Here is a 16,147-nt window from a genome sequence, read left to right as displayed (position 1 = left end):
ATGCCGAAAGTCAAGGTCAACGACCGCACCGTCGAGGTTCCCCCCGGCACCTCGGCGATGGACGCGATCTTCCACGCCGGCTACGACGTGCCCCTCTTCTGCGCCGAGCGCCACCTGAGCCCCACCGGCTCCTGCCGGATGTGCCTGGTCAAGGCGGGGGCGCCGCGCAAGGGGCCGGATGGCGAGTGGATCAAGGACGAGTCGGGGGAGGTCAAGATCTTCTGGTTCCCCAAGCTGATGGCGAGCTGCACGCTGGCCGTCAGCGAGGGCATGGTGATCGACACGCTCTCGGACGAGGTGCGGCACGCCCAGTCGGGGATGGTGGAGCTGACGCTCGCCAACCACCCGCTCGACTGCCCCACCTGCGACAAGGGCGGCGCCTGCGACCTGCAGGACCGCGCTTACGAGTACGGGCTGGACGCCAAGTTCTACACCGACCCCAGCGGCGAGCCGGTCTACACCCGCTACGCCTTCAGCAAGCGCCACGTCGACAAGCACCACCCGCTTTCCGAGTTCATCATCCTCGACCGCGAGCGCTGCATCCACTGCAAGCGCTGCGTGCGCTACTTCGAGGAGATTCCCGGCGACCAGGTGCTCGACTTCATCGAGCGGGCGGTGCACACCTTCATCGGCACCGCCGACGAGGGGCTGCCCTCGAACTTCAGCGGCAACATCACCGACATCTGTCCGGTGGGGGCGCTGCTCGACCGGGTGGCGCGCTTCCGCGGCCGCAACTGGGAGTTCGAGCAGACGCCCAGCGTGAGCACCGACGACGCCTCGGGTCAGTTCATCTGGATCGACGCCCGCTCGGGGCGCATCGAGCGCATCCGCGCGCGCGAGAACCCCGAGCTCAACGACATCTGGATCTCCGACGCGGCCCGCTTCGGCCATGAGTGGGCCGACATGGACCGCGTCACCCAGCCGCTGGTGCGCAAGGGCGGCTCGCTCGAGCCCGCAACCTGGGAAGAGGCGCTCGCCGCCATGCGCCAGGGGCTCGAGGGCGTCGAGCGGAAGCGCGTGGGCCTCGTGCTCCCCGGCGACGCCACGATCGAGGAGGGGCTGGCCGCGTCCGAGCTCGCCAAGCAGCTGGAGAGCGGCTTCCTCGACTTCGAGGGGCGCACCGCGGTGCCGGCCTCGAACTTCCCGGCGGTGCCCTTCGCGAGCGTGCTCGAGGCCGACTACCTGCTCGTGGTGGGCGACCCCACCGAGGAGCTGCCCATCGCGCACGTCTGGATCCACAAGCGGCTGCGCGGGGTTCCCATGCCGCCGCGTTTCAACCACGGCACCCCGATCGCCGACCTTTCGATCCGCGAGCACACCCCGCCCGACCCCCGGCTCCTGGGCGCCTTCGCCCCGCACCCCACGCGGGTCATGACGTGGGCCGAGGCCAAGGGGGTCTTCGAGCCCGGTCATGCCGTCGCCTTCCTCGCCGCCTTCGACGCGGCGCTGGCGGGGCGCGAGCCTACCGAGGTGGCGGGCGTGGACCCGGCGGCGGTGAGGCGCGCCGCCGAGCGCTGGCTGGCCGCGGAGAAGCGGGTCCTCTTCCTGGGCGCCGAGGTGCTCATGGACCCCGAGGCCGCGAAGCTGGCCGAGAAGATCGCCAAGTCGCAGGGCGCCGGCGTCTTCGCCATGACCCCGGCGGCCAACGCCCGCGGGCTCGAGGCCATGGGCGTCTGGCCCACGGGCGACCGCGAGGGGCCGCGCGCGGCCTTCATCGCCGCCGAGGCGCCGCCGCAGAAGCTGCTCGACATGACCGAGTTCCGCGTCTTCCACGCCGCGCGCATGAGCGAGGTGGTCCGGCGCTACGCCGACGTGGTGCTGCCCGCCCGGACGCCTTACGAGAAGCGCGGCACCCTGCTCAACGTCGAGAGCCGGCTCGTGGGCCTCGAACCCGCGCACGTCGACGCCGGCGAAGCCGAGGGGCTGACGCAGGCGCTGGGCCTCTTCGCCGACGCGCTGGGGGTGCAGGCGCCGGTGCGCTTCGTGCGCCAGGCGCGCCGGCGCTTCCACGAGCGCTACCGGATCGACCTGGACAAGCTCGAGCCCTACGGCACCCTCTGGCGCCCGCGCGTCAGCCTGGCGCCGCGCCCGGCCCCGATGGAGGGCAACCTCTACCTGCGGCCCAGCATGTGGAAGGCGCGCCACCGCCTGGGGGCGACGGTGCAGCGGGCGCTGGGCGCGCTCGAGCTGGCCGCGCACCCCGAAACCGCCCTGGCCGAGGGGCTCGACGAGGGGGCGACGCTCGAGGTGGAGACCCCCCAGGGTGCCCTCAGGGCGCGCCTCGTCTTCGATCCCGAACTGCCCAAGGGCTGGTTCTTCCTGCCGGCGGGCATGCCGGCGGCCCGGCTTCCCTTCCGGGCCCTGGTTCCCCAGGGAGGTGAAACCTCATGATCTACCTGATCGCCGCGATCAAGGGCCTGGTCCTGATCCTGCTCCTGCTCTTCGCCTTCGCCTACCTCACCTGGGGCATGCGCCGGGGGCTGGCCCGCTTCCAGGTCCGCCTCGGTCCCAACCGGGTCGGGCCGCTGGGCCTGCTGCAGCCGATCGCCGACGCGGTCAAGGCCATCTTCAAGGAAGACATCTCGGTGGCCAAGGCCGACCGCTTCGTCTACTGGCTGGCGCCGGTCATCTCCTTCACCTTCGCGCTCGCCGCCTTCGCGGTGATCCCGCTGGGGCCCGAAGGCAGCCTCTTCGGCCTCGACCCCTGGGTCGCCGACCTGGACGTCGGCATCCTCTACATCTTCGCGGTCGCCGAGCTGGCCGTTTACGGCATCTTCCTCTCCGGCTGGGCTTCCGGGTCGAAGTACAGCCTGATGGGCGGCCTGCGCTCGGCGGCGGGGCTGGTGGGCTACGAGCTCGCGCTGGGCGTCGCGCTCTTGGGCCCGGTGCTCGTCGTGGGCTCGCTCAGCCTGCGCGACATCGTGGACTGGCAGGGTCGGTACGGTTGGCTGATCGTCTGGCAGTTCCCCGCCTTCATCGTCTACTTCATCGCCGCGCTGGCCGAGATGGGGCGCACCCCCTTCGACTTCGTCGAAGCCGAGCAGGAGCTGGTGGGCGGCTTCTCCACCGAGTACAACAGCATGAAGTTCGTGGCCTTCTACATGGCCGAGCTGCTGCACTGGATCACGGCCTCGGCCCTGATCCCGACGCTGTTCCTGGGCGGATGGCACGCCCCCTTCGGCCTGCCGGAGGTCCCGATCCTGTGGTTGTTCGTCAAGTGGCTGGTCTTCATCTTCCTGGTGATGTGGATCTGGGCCAGCTGGTTCCGCACCCGGTACGACGTGATGATTCGCTTCGCCTGGGGGGTGCTCTTCCCGGTGGCGCTCGCCTGGTTCCTGGCGACGGCCTACTGGGTGGCCAGCAAAGGAGGAGCCGTATGAGCGTGTTCGCATTGGCCAAGGCGATGGGGATCACCCTCAAGCACCTGTTCTCCAAGCCGGTGACCATTCCCTACCCGAGCGCACCGGTGCCCCTGAAGCCGCGGTTCCACGGCCGGCACGTGCTCACCCGGCACCCGGACGGCCTGGAGAAGTGCATCGGCTGCAGCCTTTGCGCGGCGGCCTGCCCCGCTTACGCCATCTACGTGGAGCCCGCGGAGAACGACCCCGAGCACCCGGTCTCGGCGGGGGAGCGCTACGCCAAGGTTTACGAGATCAACATGCTGCGCTGCATCTTCTGCGGCCTCTGCGAGGAGGCCTGCCCCACCGGGGCGATCGTGCTGGGCAACGAGTTCGAGCTGGCCGACTACGTCTACTCCGACTTCGTCTACGGCAAGGAGGACCTGCTCGCCAGTACCGTGGGGTCCAAGCCGCAGCGGCGCGAGGCCCAGGTGACCGGCAAGCCCCTGAAGCTGGGCTTCGAGGTCCCCTACGTACGGCCCGAGCTGGAGGGGGTGAAGTACGAGTGAGCGCCTTCGACCTGATCGCCGGGGTGCTGCTGGTCGCCAGCGCGCTTGCGGCGGTCACCCTCAAGAACGCGGTGCACGCGGGGTTGGCGCTGGTGGGCAACTTCCTGGTGCTGGCCACCGTCTACTTCGCGCTCGAGGCCCAGTTCCTCGGCTGGATCCAGATCATCGTCTACGCCGGCGCGGTGATGGTCCTCTTCCTCTTCGTGATCATGCTGCTCTTCGACGCCAAGGCCGACGTGGGCACGGGCCGCATGCCCTGGATGCGGCCGCTCGCCGCGGCGCTCGCCGCCGTCTTCTTCCTGGCCCTGGCCTACGCCTTCTCGGGCGTGGGGCCGGTCCACCCGCTCGCCGAGATCAAGCTGGCCGGGGGGCTTCCGGGGCCGCTGGGGCGGCTGCTTTACGGGCCCTGGCTCTACGTCGTGCTGCTCATCGCGGTGCTGCTCTTCGCGGCCACCGTGGCTGCGGTGGTGCTGGTGCAGCCGGGGGTGCGGGGGGCGCGCAAGAAGTTCCAGGTGCTCGAGCGGGAGCGGGAACTCGGGGAGGTGGACCGGTGAGCTACTACCTGCTGCTTTCCGCCCTGCTCTTCGCCATCGGCCTCTACGGCGTGCTGGCGCGGCGTACGGCGATCCTCATCTTCATGTCCATCGAGCTGATGCTCAACGCCGCCAACCTGGCCTTCGTGGCCTTCGCCCGCAATTCGGGCAACCTCGACGGGCAGGTGATGGCGCTGGTGGTCATCGCGCTCGCCGCCGCCGAGGTGGCCGTGGGTCTCGGCATCATCGTCGCGGTCTTCCGCGCCCGCAGCTCCACCTCGGTGGACGACCTCGCGGAGCTTAGGGGGTGACCATGCTGCTCCTACTCATCCTTCTCCTGCCGCTCCTGGGCTTCGTCTTCCTGGGGCTCTTCGGCAAGCACCTGCGCGAGCCCGCGCCGGGCGTGATCGCCTCGGCCCTGACGGGGCTCAGCTTCCTGCTGGTGCTCTACGGGGTGCTGACCGGGGGCGCCGAGTGGGCGGTCAAGGACTGGCTGCCCGGCATCCCCTTCAGCCTCGTCCTCGACCCGCTTTCGGGCTACATGGGGCTGGTGGTCACGGGCATCGGCTTCCTGATCCACGTCTACGCCATCGGCTACATGCACGGCGACGCCGGGTTCAGCCGCTTCTTCGCCTACCTCAACTTCTTCATCGCCATGATGATGACCCTCGTCCTCGCCGGCAGCTACCCGGTGATGTTCATCGGCTGGGAGGGTGTGGGTCTGGCCAGCTTCCTGCTGATCGGCTTCTGGTACACCGAGAAGAAGAACGCCGACAGCGCCCGCAAGGCCTTCATCACCAACCGCATCGGCGACCTGGGCTTCCTGCTGGGCATGGCGCTGCTCTACAGCCTCTTCGGCACCCTCTCGATCGCCGAGCTGCGCGAGGCCATCGAGTCCAGCACGGTGCTGCCGCTGGCCCTTGGCACCGCGGGCCTGCTGCTCTTCGTCGGCGCGGTGGGCAAGAGCGCCCAGGTGCCGCTGATGGTCTGGTTGCCCGACGCCATGGCGGGCCCCACCCCGGTCAGCGCCCTGATCCACGCGGCCACGATGGTCACCGCCGGCGTCTACCTGATCGCCCGCAGCTCCTTCCTCTACGCCAACCTGCAGGACGTCTCCTACTTCATCGCCGTCATCGGGCTCGTCACCGCGGCCTACGGGGCGCTCAGCGCCCTGGGGCAGTGGGACATCAAGAAGATCGTCGCCTACTCGACGATCAGCCAGCTGGGCTACATGTTCCTGGCCGTGGGGGTGGGGGCGTACTGGATCGCGCTCTTCCACGTGATGACCCACGCCTTCTACAAGGCCCTGCTCTTCATGGCCTCGGGCTCGGTCATCCACGCCCTTGGGGGCGAGCAGGACGTGCGCAAGATGGGCGGCCTCAGGAAGTACCTGCCGCGCACCCACCTGCACGGCCTCGCGGGCGCGCTCTCGCTCGCCGGATTCCCGCTGCTCGCCGGGTTCTGGTCCAAGGACGCGATCATCACCGCGACGCTCACCTACCCCTTCGGGGGCACGGGCTTCTACCTGGCCGGCCTGGCCGTGGCCTTCCTCACCGCGGTCTACGCGATGCGCTGGTACGTGCTCGTCTTCCTGGGCGAGTACCAGGGCAGCGGCCACCCCCACGAGGCGCCGCCGGTGATGACCGTGCCCAACGACGTGCTGGCGCTGGGCGCGGTCTTCGCGGGTTTCCTGGCCCTCCCCGAGCCGCTTTGGAACCTGGTGGAACCCTACCTGGCCCCGGCGCTGGCCCACGTCGAGAAGCACCACATGGCGCTCAGCCTCGAGTGGGGGCTGATCGCGCTCTCGGCCGTGGTCGCGCTGGTGGGCCTTTACCTCGGCTACCTGGCCTTCACCCGCCAGGCGCTGCCGGGGTGGTACCTCACCTTCCAGACCTGGTCGTCCAACGCCTTCTACGTGGACCGGGTGTACAACGTACTGATCGTGAACCCGCTTAAGGAGCTGGCCCTGGTGCTCGCGCTTTTTGACGGCTTCCTCGACACCGTCTACATCGCCGCCGCCGGAGCGGGCTCGTGGCTGGGCGGCCTCCTCTCCAAGGTGCAGACGGGCTACGTGCGCGCCTACGGTGCGCTCATGGTGCTCGGCCTGGTGGCCGTGCTGGTCTGGGGGGTGCTGCGATGATCCACGTGCTGATCTTCCTCCCGCTGGTCTTCGGCCTGCTGGTGCTGCTGCGGCCGGGCCAGGCCCGGGGGCTGGGACTCCTTGGGGCGGCGGCCGCGCTGGTGCTGGGCCTGGTGAGCTTCGGCGCCTTCCTGGACGGCTCGAGCGGGGCCTACCAGGTGCCGCTGCTGGCCGAGGCCGGCGTCTACTACGCCGTGGCCTGGGACGGCGTGGGCGCGGTGTTGATGCTCGCGGTCGTGATCACGACCTTTATCGCCCTGCTGGCGGCCCACGACGTGCCGCCGGCGATGGTGGGGCTGGCCCTGCTCATGGAGTCGGGGCTGCTGGGCATCCTGGCCGCGCGCGACCTGGTGCTCTTCTACGTCTTCTTCGAAGCGACCCTGATTCCCAGCCTGCTCATGCTCGGCCTCTTCGGCGGCAGCGGACGGGTGCGGGCGCTGGTCAAGTTCGCGATCTTCACCCTGGTGGGCAGCCTGCTGATGCTCGCGGGCATCCTGGCCGTGCGCTACCTGGGCGGTGCGCCCAGCTTCCTGCAGGCCGACCTGGTGGCCCATCCGCTCGCGGGCGCCGCCGGAACGTGGGCCTTCGCGGCCTTCCTGATCGCCTTCATGGTCAAGACGCCGCTCTTCCCGCTGCACGTCTGGCTGCCCGACTTCCACGCCGAGAACCACCCCTCGGGGCTGGCCGACGTGATGGGCACGCTCTACAAGGTGGGCCTCTTCGGGTTCTTCCGCTGGGCGTTGCCGCTCTTCCCCGAGGCCTTCGCCGCCTTCCAGCCCTGGCTGCTGGCGCTGGCGGCGCTGACGGCGTTGGGGGCGGCCTGGACCGCCTACGCCCAGACCGACTGGAAGCGGCTTTTGGCCTACGGCGCGCTCTCGCACATGGGCGTGGGGGCGCTGGGCCTCTTCAGCGGCACCCCGGAGGGGGCGCTGGGGGCGATCTTCCTGCTGGCGGCCTCCGCGGTCTACACCGGGGCGCTCTTCCTCTTCGCCGGCAGCCTGCACCGCCGCTTCGGCACCCTTGACCTCAGGCCCACTTCGGGCCTGGCCAAGTCGGCGCCGGCGCTGGCGGCGCTGGGGCTGATCCTGGTGCTGGCCATGGTGGGCCTCCCGGGGCTCTCGGGCTTCCCGGGCGAGTTCATGAACCTGCTGGGCGCCTGGCAGACCAGCCCCGTCTGGACCTTCGTCGGCTTCCTGGCCGTCATCGCCGCGGCCGCGTACGCGCTGGGCGCCTACCAGCAGATCTTCCACAGCGCTCCCGACAAGCCCGCGGACGACCTGGACGCCTTCGAGTGGCAGTGGGGCACGCTGGCTACGCTGGTGATCGTCTTCATGGGCGTCTACCCCAAGCTCTTCACCCAGGCGCTCCAGCCTGCGGCCGAGGCGCTGGCCGCCCTGCTCGGAGGTGGACGGTGACCACGCTCTGGATCCTCTTCCTGACGGCCCTCGCGGCCACCTTCGTGGGCTTCTTCGCCCCCGCGCGTACGGCCAAGGTCTTCACCCTGCTGGGCCTGGTGGCCGCGCTCGTCAGCCTGGCGCTGCGCTGGGGCGAGCCTTTTTCCGCCTACGGCGGGCTCTACGTCCTCGACCCCTTCGCCCAGGGGTTCACCCTGGTGATGATCACGGGCGGTCTGCTGGCGCTGCTCGCCGACTGCGACTACTTCCAGCGGAAGGGCTGGCCCCCGTTCGAGTACTACGCGCTCGTGGCCTTTGCGGTGCTGGGCGGCCACGTGATGGCCAGCACCGCCCACCTGGGCGTGATCGTGGTGGGGCTCGAGCTGCTCTCGATCCCGCTCTACGCGCTGGCGGCGAGCCGCCGCGACGCGCTGAGCTACGAGGCCAGCCTCAAGTACTTCCTGCTGGGGGCGGTGGCCGCGGCCGTCTTCCTCTACGGCATCGCCCTCTACTTCGGCGCCACCGGCGGCTTCGTGCTGGGCGCCGGGGGCTCGGGGCCGGTCTACGCCGCCGCGGTCATGCTGCTGCTCGCGGGCCTGGCCTTCAAGACCGCGCTCGTCCCCTTCCACTGGTGGACGCCGGACGTCTACCAGGGCAGCCCTTCGCCGGTCACCCTCTTCATGGCGACCGCGGTCAAGGCGGCGGCCTTCGCCGCCTTCGCCCGGGTGCTGGCCGCGGTGGGGCTCGAAGGCCCCGTCTTCTACGCGCTGGCGGCGCTGGTGCTGCTCACCGTCTTCTGGGGCAACCTCACCGCGATGGTGCAGGGCGAGGCCAAGCGGATGCTCGCCTACTCCTCGGTGGCCCACGCGGGCTACATCGCCATCGCCCTCTTCGGCCCCGACCCGGCGCCGGCGATGGGCTACTACCTGCTCGCCTACGCGCTTTCGACCGGGCTCGCCTTCGCGGTGCTGACGCAGCTCGACGAGGGCAAGGGCGTGCGGCTCGGGGAGCTGGCGGGGCTTTGGAGCCGTTCACCGCTGCTCGGCCTGGGTTGGACCGTCGCCCTCTTTTCGCTGGCGGGTCTTCCGCCTCTTGTGGGCTTCTGGGGCAAGTACCTGGTCTTCCTCGAAGCGGCGCGCGGCGGGCAGTACCTGCTCGTGGCCCTGGCGCTCTTCGCTGCGGTGATCGCCGCCTACTACTACCTCAAGCTGCTGGGCGCGGCGCTGTTTGCGAAGGCTGCGAAGGTCGAGAAGATCGTTCTTTCCGGCTCCACGCCGGTGGGGATCGCGCTGGCGACGCTGCTCGTCGTGCTGCTGGGCGTGCTGCCGGGGCTGGGTTTCGGCCTCTTTACGGCGGCGAACGCCCTGGTCCGCTAGGCCGCACGAAAAAGGCAAGGGCGCGGAGCGTGCTCCGCGCCCTTTCGGGTTGGGCTCAGGTGAGGGCGTTCTCGCCGGTGATGTCGCGCCCCAGAATCAAGGTGTGGATGTCGTGGGTGCCCTCGTAGGTGTCCACGGTCTCCAGGTTGAGCATGTGGCGGATGGCGTGGTACTCGACGGTGATCCCGTTCGCGCCCAGGATCTCGCGCGCCAGACGCGCGCTTTCGAGGGCGACGCGGACGTTGTTGCGCTTGGCCAGGGAGACGTGGGTGTGCTTGAGGGTGCCCGCGTCCTTCATCTTGCCCAGCTTCCAGGCGAGGAGCAGCCCTTTGGTGTGCTCGCTCAGCATGTAGACCAGCTTGTCCTGGATCAGCTGGCGGGCGGCGATGGGGCGGCCGAAGGTGATGCGGCTCTTCGCGAACTCGAGCGCCTCGGTGTAGACGGCCTCGAGCGCGCCCAGCGCCCCCCAGGCGATGCCGTAGCGGGCCTGGGTGAGGCAGGAGAGCGGTGCCCGCAGGCTGCCCGACCCCGGAAGCAACTGGTCTTTGTGGACGCGCACGTCCTCGAGCACCAGCTCGCTGGTCACGCTGGCGCGCAGGCTCATCTTGTGGTGGATCTCCGGCGCCGAGAAGCCCGGGGTGTCGGTGGGCACGATGAAGCCCAGGATCCTGCCCTCCTCGTCCTTGGCCCAGACGATGGCGATCTGGGCGATGGAGCCGTTGGTGATCCACATCTTGGTGCCGTTCAGGACGTAGTGGTCACCGTCCTTCACGGCCTTGGTCTTCATGTTGCCGCCGGGGTCGGAGCCGCCGTCGGGCTCGGTGAGGCCGAAGGCCCCCACGATCTCGCCCGCGGCCAGCTTGGGCAGGTACTCCCGCTTCTGCTCCTCGGAGCCGTAGGCGTAGATGGGGTACATCACCAGGGCGCCCTGGACGCTGGCGAAGCTGCGCAGGCCCGAGTCGACGCGCTCGAGCTCGTACATGATCAGCCCGTAGGCGTTGTTCGACACCCCCGCGGCGCCGTACTCCTCGGGTAGGTTCGAGCCCAGGAAGCCCATCTCGCCGAAGGCGCGGATCAGGTGGCGCGGAAACGTCCCCTGCTCCCACCAGTCGCGGATGTGGGGCATGACCTCGGCGTCCAGAAACTTGCGGGCGGCTGCTTGAACTTGCCGCTCTTCGGGGCTGAACAACTCCATGACCTGGTAGTAGTCGAGCATCGCGAACCTCGCTTCCTAGCCCCAAGCATACGGAGAGCCCCCGCGCCTGACAAGGGAACGGCGTCCGCCGAACGCTGCCCACCGAGGCTTTGACAAGCCGCATAAAGATACGTACGATGTAGGCGGACAGGATACTCGGGAGGTGGATATGAAGCTCACGCGTGGACTCGTTGTACTGGCCCTGTTGCTAGCCGTAGGCCTGGCCTTCGGCCAGGTCAAGCGCATCTCGCTCGCCACCGGCGGTACCGGTGGCGTTTACTACCCCCTGGGCGGCGGCATCGCGCAGATCTGGACCGACTACGTCCAGGGCGTCGAGGCCAGCGCCGAGGTGACCGGCGCCTCGGTCGAGAACGTCCGCCTGGTGGCGGGCGGGGAGGCCCAGGCGGCGCTGGGCACCAGCGGCGTGGTGGTGCAGGCCTACAAGGGCGAGGGCAAGTTCAAGGGTAAGCCCCAGCCCATCCTCGCCATCGGGGCCATGTACCCCAACGCCTGGCAGTTCGTGACCGTGGCCGAGACCGGCATCAAGAAGATCGCCGACATCAAGGGCAAGCGCGTTTCCACCGGCGCCCCCGGTTCGGGCACCGCGGTGATGACCCGGGCCGTCCTCGAAACCCTCGGCTTCAAGCCCGGCAAGGACTTCAAGGAGTTCCGCCTCTCCTTCGCCGAGCAGGTGTCGGCCCTCAAGGACGGCACCATCGACGTCGGCTCCTGGTCCGTGGGCCTCGGCCCCGGTTCGCTGGTGGACCTCGCCACCACCCGCCAGATGGTCCTCATCTGCATGACCCCCGAGGAGCAGGCCAAGGTTTCGGCGGAGAACCCCTACTACAAGCCGTTCACCATTCCCGCCGGCACCTACAAGGGCGTCGACTACGACTGCCTGACCGTGGGCACCCCCAACGTTCTCTTCGTGAACGCTGACGAGGACACCGAGCTCGTCTACCAGCTCACCAAGGCGCTCTTCGAGCACGTGGACGAGCTGGGCCAAATCCACCCCGCGGGTAAGACGATCAGCCCCGAGTACGTGCTGAAGGCCACCCTGATCCCGCTGCACCCCGGCGCGATCAAGTACTACGAGGAAATCGGCCTGACCGTTCCCGATCAGCTCAAGCCCGCCAAGTAACCGATCGACGATGAAAAGGGCCCCCTCCGCGCTCGCCGCCTTGGGGGCCCTGTCGTTGTTCCTCTGGCTGGCCTGGCCGGTCACGGTGCTCCAGGTCGGCATCGAGGGGGTCGGGCCGCTCTTCTTCCCGGTAGGGGAGGGGACCGTGGTGGAGCTCGACTGGGTGCACTCGGTGTCGGCCATTCCCGTGCGCGAGGTCTTCCGGGTCGAAGGCGGCGAGCTCTGGCTCGAGGAGACCCACAACCCCTGGTTCGCCGCGGGGCTGGGCGAGATCCGCGGCCGCGGCCGCACCGTGGCCGAGGCCGACCACGCCGTGGCCATCGTCGACATCCACGAGCGCGCCGAGGGCATGGTCCTGCGCATCGGCAGCCCCGAGATCCACCATACGGTGGTGGTGGCCGGCGCGCGCTGCGACCTCTCCCGCCTCGCCCCGCACAAGCGGGCGGTCTTCGAGGTGCTGACCCTGCCCCGGGTCTACACGTTGCGAGGTGTGCGCTGTGAGTGAACCGGAAAACCGCAGGAACGTGCTGGGCGTCCTCCTGGCGGTCGTGGCGTTGCTGCTCGTCGCCTTTCAGATCTACACGGCGGGCTACGCGCCCATGACCGCGATCTTCCAGCGCTCGATCCACCTGACCTTCATCCTGGTGCTGCTCTTTCTCTCCACCCCGGTAAGTCGGCGCTGGCCCCCGGCGCTGCGCTGGCTGGTGGACGGGGTGCTCGTCGCGGCCAGCCTCGCGATCGGCGGCTACCTCTACTTCAACTACGACGCCATCATCGACCGCTTCGGTTGGTGGGAGCCGAGCGACGTCTACCTGGGCATCGTGGCCATCGTGCTGGTGCTCGAGGCCACCCGCCGCGCCATCGGCTGGCCCATGACGATCATCGCCGCCCTTTTCATCGCCTACGCCTACTACGGTCCGCACATGCCCGGCGTGCTGGCGCACAAGGGCTACGGTACCGAGCGCCTGGTGGGGCAACTCTACCTGACCACCGAGGGCATCTTCGGCGTGCCCCTGGGGGTGGCCGCGACCTTCGTTTTCATCTTCATCCTCTTCGGCTCGCTCCTCGAAGCCACCGGCGCCGGTAAGTTCTTCATCGACTTGGCCTACGCCCTCGCCGGCAAGAGCCGCGGAGGGCCGGCGAAGGCCAGCGTGGTGGCCAGCGCCTTCATGGGGTCCTTGTCGGGTTCGGCCATCGCCAACGTGGTCACCACCGGCGCCTTCACGATCCCCCTCATGAAGAAGCTGGGGTACAAGCCCGAAGAGGCCGCGGGCGTGGAGGCGGCGGCCAGCACCGGCGGGCAGATCATGCCGCCGATCATGGGGGCGGGAGCCTTCCTGATCGCCGAGTACACCCAGACGCCGTACCTGACCGTCGTCAAGCTCTCGATCGTCCCCGCGATCCTCTACTTCCTCACCGTCTACCTCTTCGTCGATCTGATCGCGGCCAAGCGCGGCATGCGGGGCCTCCCGGCCGGCGAGCTGCCGCCGGTGCGCAAGGTGCTGATCGAGGGCTGGCACTACCTGATTCCGCTCTTCATCCTCGTCTACTACCTCTTCAAGGGCGTGAGCGCGATGAAGGTAGGCTTCATCGGCGTCCTGGCCATCGTCCTGGCCAGCAACCTGCGGCCGCGGCCGGGGAGCGCCGGGGGCCGCTCGACGCACTTGGCGCTGCACCTCGCCGCCATGGGCTACCTGCTCTACATCGGATTCCAGCCCAGCCACGGCTTCGCGCTCTGGCAGTTCTACCTGGTGGTGGGGATGGTCTTCGCGAGCAGCCTCAGCCCCTACAGCCCACTCAACCTTTCACGGTTGCTCGAGGGCCTGATCGCCGGGGCCAACGCAGCCATTCCGGTTTCCGTGGCCACCGCCGCCGCGGGGATCGTCGTCGGGGTCGTGGGCCTGACCGGGGTGGGCCTCAAGTTCAGCCACCTCGTCGTTTCGGCCTCGGGCGGCCACCTGCTGCTGGCGCTGCTCCTCGTGGCGATCGCCAGCCTGGTGCTGGGGATGGGCCTGCCGGTCACGGCGTCGTACATCGTGCTCGTCGTGCTGGCCGGCCCGGCATTGCAGGACCTGGGGGTGGCACTGATCATCGCCCACCTGATCGTCTTCTGGTACAGCCAGGACTCGAACGTGACCCCGCCGGTGGCGCTGGCGGCCTACGCCGCCTCCGGACTCGCGGGAACCGACGCGATGCGCGCGGGGGTGCAGGCGTGGAAGTTCGCCAAGGGCCTCTACCTGATTCCGCTCCTCATGGTCTACGCTCCCGGCATCATGTTCACGGGCTCGCCCGGCGAGATCGTTTTCGACCTGGTGCGGGGCCTCCTGGGGCTCTGGGCCTTCGCCGCGGCGCTGGAGGGGTACATGTTCCGCGCGGCGCTCCCATACGAACGTCTGCTGCTGGCCGCCGCGGGCGTGGGCCTCTTCTGGCCGCTCTTCGAGGTGAACCTGGCGGGTTTTGCGCTGCTGGCCCTCGCGGTGGCGCTGGGGCGACGGAAGGCCTGAAGACGGGCAACGGGATACCGCCCCCGGCCCCCGCATGGCCGGGGGCGGTCGGCTGCGGGTTCAGATGAGCTGGTTGACCGTGATCGTCACCGTGACCGTGCGGGTGTTGCCGTCCGAGTCGGTGACCCGGAAGCTGATGACGTGCTCGGTCACGGCCTCACCGGCCTTGGCATAGAGCTTAACCGGGAGCGTATTGCCGTTGCCCAAAAGCTGCTCGCCGCTCGCCGGGCCGCCCGGCTGGACGTCGCCGCGGTCGGTGTACCAGCTTCCGGTGAGGGGGCCGTCCTCGGCGTCGCTGGCCGTGCCCTGCAGGGTGATGCTGTAGTACCAGCCGTTGGCGTCGCTGGCGTCGACCCAGACGTTCAGGTCGCCGCTCGGGTTGGTGATCGTCACCGTGGGCGGGGTGTTGGTGCAGGGATCGACGACGACGTCGACGTAATCGCTGGCCTGGGCGCCGTCGGCGTCGTCCACCAGGGCGATGAAGCGCACGGTGCCGGTATCGCTAAGGGTGTAGCTGGTTGAGGGGGTGTCGTTAGCGAACGTCCACCCCAGATAGATATCGCTAGGATCGGGGTCGTAGATCCAGTCCACCCGGTCGCTGACGTTGCCGCTTTCGAAGTAGGGAGCGGTGTCGACGTCGCTCGCCAGCGCCCTGAGGGTGATCGTCTCGTTCTGACAGTAGGGACCGCTGCTCAGGGGCTGGGTAATTTCGACGACCGGGTCCACGTTGCTCAGGGTGAAGGTGTGGCTCAGGCGGTCGAGCTCGACGCCGTTGATCTCGACCACCGCCTCCAAGGTGTGCGGGCCGGTGGCGTACTCCCAGGTGCTGAGCGAGCCCGTGGTGGCCGCGCTCGCCACCTCGGCGCCGTCCACGTACCAGCGGGTGTAGGGTTCCACGGCGGTGGTGTCGCGATCGTACTCGCCGTTTAGTTCGAAGCTGAGCGGCTGATTCCTTGCCCTTGACGAGGGTGCGGTGATTTCGAGTAGCGGCTGGTAGACGGTGAGAACACCGAGGACGTCACCGTCGCTCATTCCCGAGCGCTGGCCGATGGGCCGTCCCTTGCCGTTGTTCTCGCAGGTGATCCCCGCGACCATAGGTTCCAGGGTATTCAGACCGCTGCGCTTAGCGAAGTCCGTACAACCGTAATGCATGATGGAATCGAAATCGTAGGGGCCGACATCGACACCGCGGTTGAGGAACCAGCCGTCGGGGTTTTCAAAGTTGTGTTTCTTGCCGGATTGAATGTTGTCCCAGAGGATACGCACGTAGCCGCCTCGGTCGTCGCGGGTCTGTTCGTGGTAGAAGCCGAGCGCGTGCATCGTTTCGTGAACGGCGATGCCCTTCGTGTAACAATGCCCACCTCCCGTGGGTGCCTCCAGCCAAACGTGGGCTTTTTCCTGCGGTGACCCGTTTCGGTTGGTTCCGATGGTCGAGTGGCAGCCCTCATTCTTTCCGCCTGAGTGGTAGACGATACGCCGCGCCTTTGTGGGGTCGCGCACGAAGAGCAGATTGGTCCGCGCTTCGATTTCCTCGATGGCTTGGGCTACGATGCTCTCAAGGGTCTCCGACCCCACCGTGGCCCGCTCGGGGTCCGCAACTTCGTAGTAGACGATTTTGCGGGGCCATTCGTCGCACCACCAGCGGGCGTATTCGCAACTGTTGCTGAGGGGGCTTACGCCGGCTTGCGCCATGGAGGACACCTCATCCACCGTGCCCAGGACAATGTCGCCTTCAAGGATGACCTTGCCGTCCTTGACCAGCGCCTCGAACGAAGAGCCGTCGGAAAGCCGGATGGTCTGGACGGTGCCGGGCACCCCCGGCTTGTATTCCTCGGTCGTGTACGGTTGACCAGGGCCCTGGTTGGCGGGCGGTGGCGTGGAGCAGGCCATCAGCCCGAGCACCAAGGCGGAGAACAGGGCAAGGGCGCTTAGCGATTTCTTCACTGTAGTTACCTCC

The 16,147-nt window shown here is 68.6% G+C and carries 13 protein-coding genes; 11 read left to right on the top strand and 2 right to left on the bottom strand.

Features of this window, described 5'->3' with window-relative positions; genetic code table 11:
- Genes HNQ05_RS10010 through HNQ05_RS09975 form a run of 8 tightly spaced genes read left to right on the top strand, consistent with a single transcriptional unit; the run spans position 1 to position 9,350 of the window.
- Positions 1-2,391, top strand: coding sequence for a molybdopterin-dependent oxidoreductase (locus tag HNQ05_RS10010; protein WP_147146374.1), 2,391 nt, complete (start codon positions 1-3; stop codon positions 2,389-2,391).
- A complete protein-coding gene (locus tag HNQ05_RS10005) occupies positions 2,388-3,380 on the top strand; it encodes a complex I subunit 1/NuoH family protein (protein WP_147146375.1) in 993 nt (330 codons plus the stop codon). The genes HNQ05_RS10010 and HNQ05_RS10005 overlap by 4 nt, the downstream gene beginning before the upstream one ends.
- Positions 3,377-3,907: an NADH-quinone oxidoreductase subunit NuoI gene (nuoI, locus tag HNQ05_RS10000; RefSeq protein ID WP_147146377.1), complete on the top strand. Its 531-nt coding sequence runs from the start codon at positions 3,377-3,379 to the stop codon at positions 3,905-3,907. The genes HNQ05_RS10005 and nuoI overlap by 4 nt, the downstream gene beginning before the upstream one ends.
- Positions 3,904-4,461, top strand: a complete 558-nt coding sequence (locus HNQ05_RS09995) for an NADH-quinone oxidoreductase subunit J family protein (protein ID WP_147146379.1) — start codon at positions 3,904-3,906, stop codon at positions 4,459-4,461. The genes nuoI and HNQ05_RS09995 overlap by 4 nt, the downstream gene beginning before the upstream one ends.
- Positions 4,458-4,751, top strand: coding sequence for an NADH-quinone oxidoreductase subunit NuoK (gene nuoK / locus HNQ05_RS09990; protein WP_147146381.1), 294 nt, complete (start codon positions 4,458-4,460; stop codon positions 4,749-4,751). The genes HNQ05_RS09995 and nuoK overlap by 4 nt, the downstream gene beginning before the upstream one ends.
- Before the next feature lie 2 nt (positions 4,752-4,753).
- Positions 4,754-6,580, top strand: coding sequence for an NADH-quinone oxidoreductase subunit L (nuoL, locus tag HNQ05_RS09985; RefSeq protein WP_147146383.1), 1,827 nt, complete (start codon positions 4,754-4,756; stop codon positions 6,578-6,580).
- A complete protein-coding gene (locus HNQ05_RS09980) occupies positions 6,577-7,995 on the top strand; it encodes a complex I subunit 4 family protein (RefSeq protein ID WP_147146385.1) in 1,419 nt (472 codons plus the stop codon). The genes nuoL and HNQ05_RS09980 overlap by 4 nt, the downstream gene beginning before the upstream one ends.
- Positions 7,992-9,350: an NADH-quinone oxidoreductase subunit N gene (locus HNQ05_RS09975; protein ID WP_147146387.1), complete on the top strand. Its 1,359-nt coding sequence runs from the start codon at positions 7,992-7,994 to the stop codon at positions 9,348-9,350. The genes HNQ05_RS09980 and HNQ05_RS09975 overlap by 4 nt, the downstream gene beginning before the upstream one ends.
- A gap of 55 nt (positions 9,351-9,405) precedes the next feature.
- On the opposite strand, the gene HNQ05_RS09970 is transcribed toward HNQ05_RS09975, so the two are convergent.
- On the bottom strand, positions 9,406-10,566 hold the full coding sequence (locus tag HNQ05_RS09970) for an acyl-CoA dehydrogenase family protein (RefSeq protein WP_147146389.1): 1,161 nt from the start codon (positions 10,564-10,566) through the stop codon (positions 9,406-9,408).
- A 148-nt stretch (positions 10,567-10,714) separates the two neighbouring features.
- On the opposite strand from HNQ05_RS09970, the gene HNQ05_RS09965 reads away from it, so the two are divergent.
- Genes HNQ05_RS09965 through HNQ05_RS09955 form a run of 3 tightly spaced genes read left to right on the top strand, consistent with a single transcriptional unit; the run spans position 10,715 to position 14,190 of the window.
- Entirely contained in the window at positions 10,715-11,686 is a 972-nt protein-coding gene (locus HNQ05_RS09965) for a TAXI family TRAP transporter solute-binding subunit (protein WP_147146392.1), read from the top strand.
- A 10-nt stretch (positions 11,687-11,696) separates the two neighbouring features.
- Positions 11,697-12,191: a DUF1850 domain-containing protein gene (locus HNQ05_RS09960; RefSeq protein WP_147146394.1), complete on the top strand. Its 495-nt coding sequence runs from the start codon at positions 11,697-11,699 to the stop codon at positions 12,189-12,191.
- A complete protein-coding gene (locus HNQ05_RS09955; protein WP_147146395.1) occupies positions 12,184-14,190 on the top strand; it encodes a TRAP transporter permease in 2,007 nt (668 codons plus the stop codon). The genes HNQ05_RS09960 and HNQ05_RS09955 overlap by 8 nt, the downstream gene beginning before the upstream one ends.
- Before the next feature lie 60 nt (positions 14,191-14,250).
- Here the strand turns inward: HNQ05_RS09955 and HNQ05_RS09950 are convergent, their stop codons facing one another.
- Positions 14,251-16,134 (bottom strand): M12 family metallopeptidase, encoded by a 1,884-nt coding sequence (locus HNQ05_RS09950; RefSeq protein WP_147146397.1) that lies wholly within the window; start codon positions 16,132-16,134, stop codon positions 14,251-14,253.
- Positions 16,135-16,147 lie beyond the last annotated feature (13 nt).

Origin of the sequence: Oceanithermus desulfurans (genome assembly GCF_014201675.1) — a bacterium.
Classification (GTDB): Bacteria; Deinococcota; Deinococci; order Deinococcales; family Marinithermaceae; genus Oceanithermus; species Oceanithermus desulfurans.
Note: the sequence above shows the minus strand (reverse complement) of the source record. Positions and strands in the feature narration are given on the sequence as shown.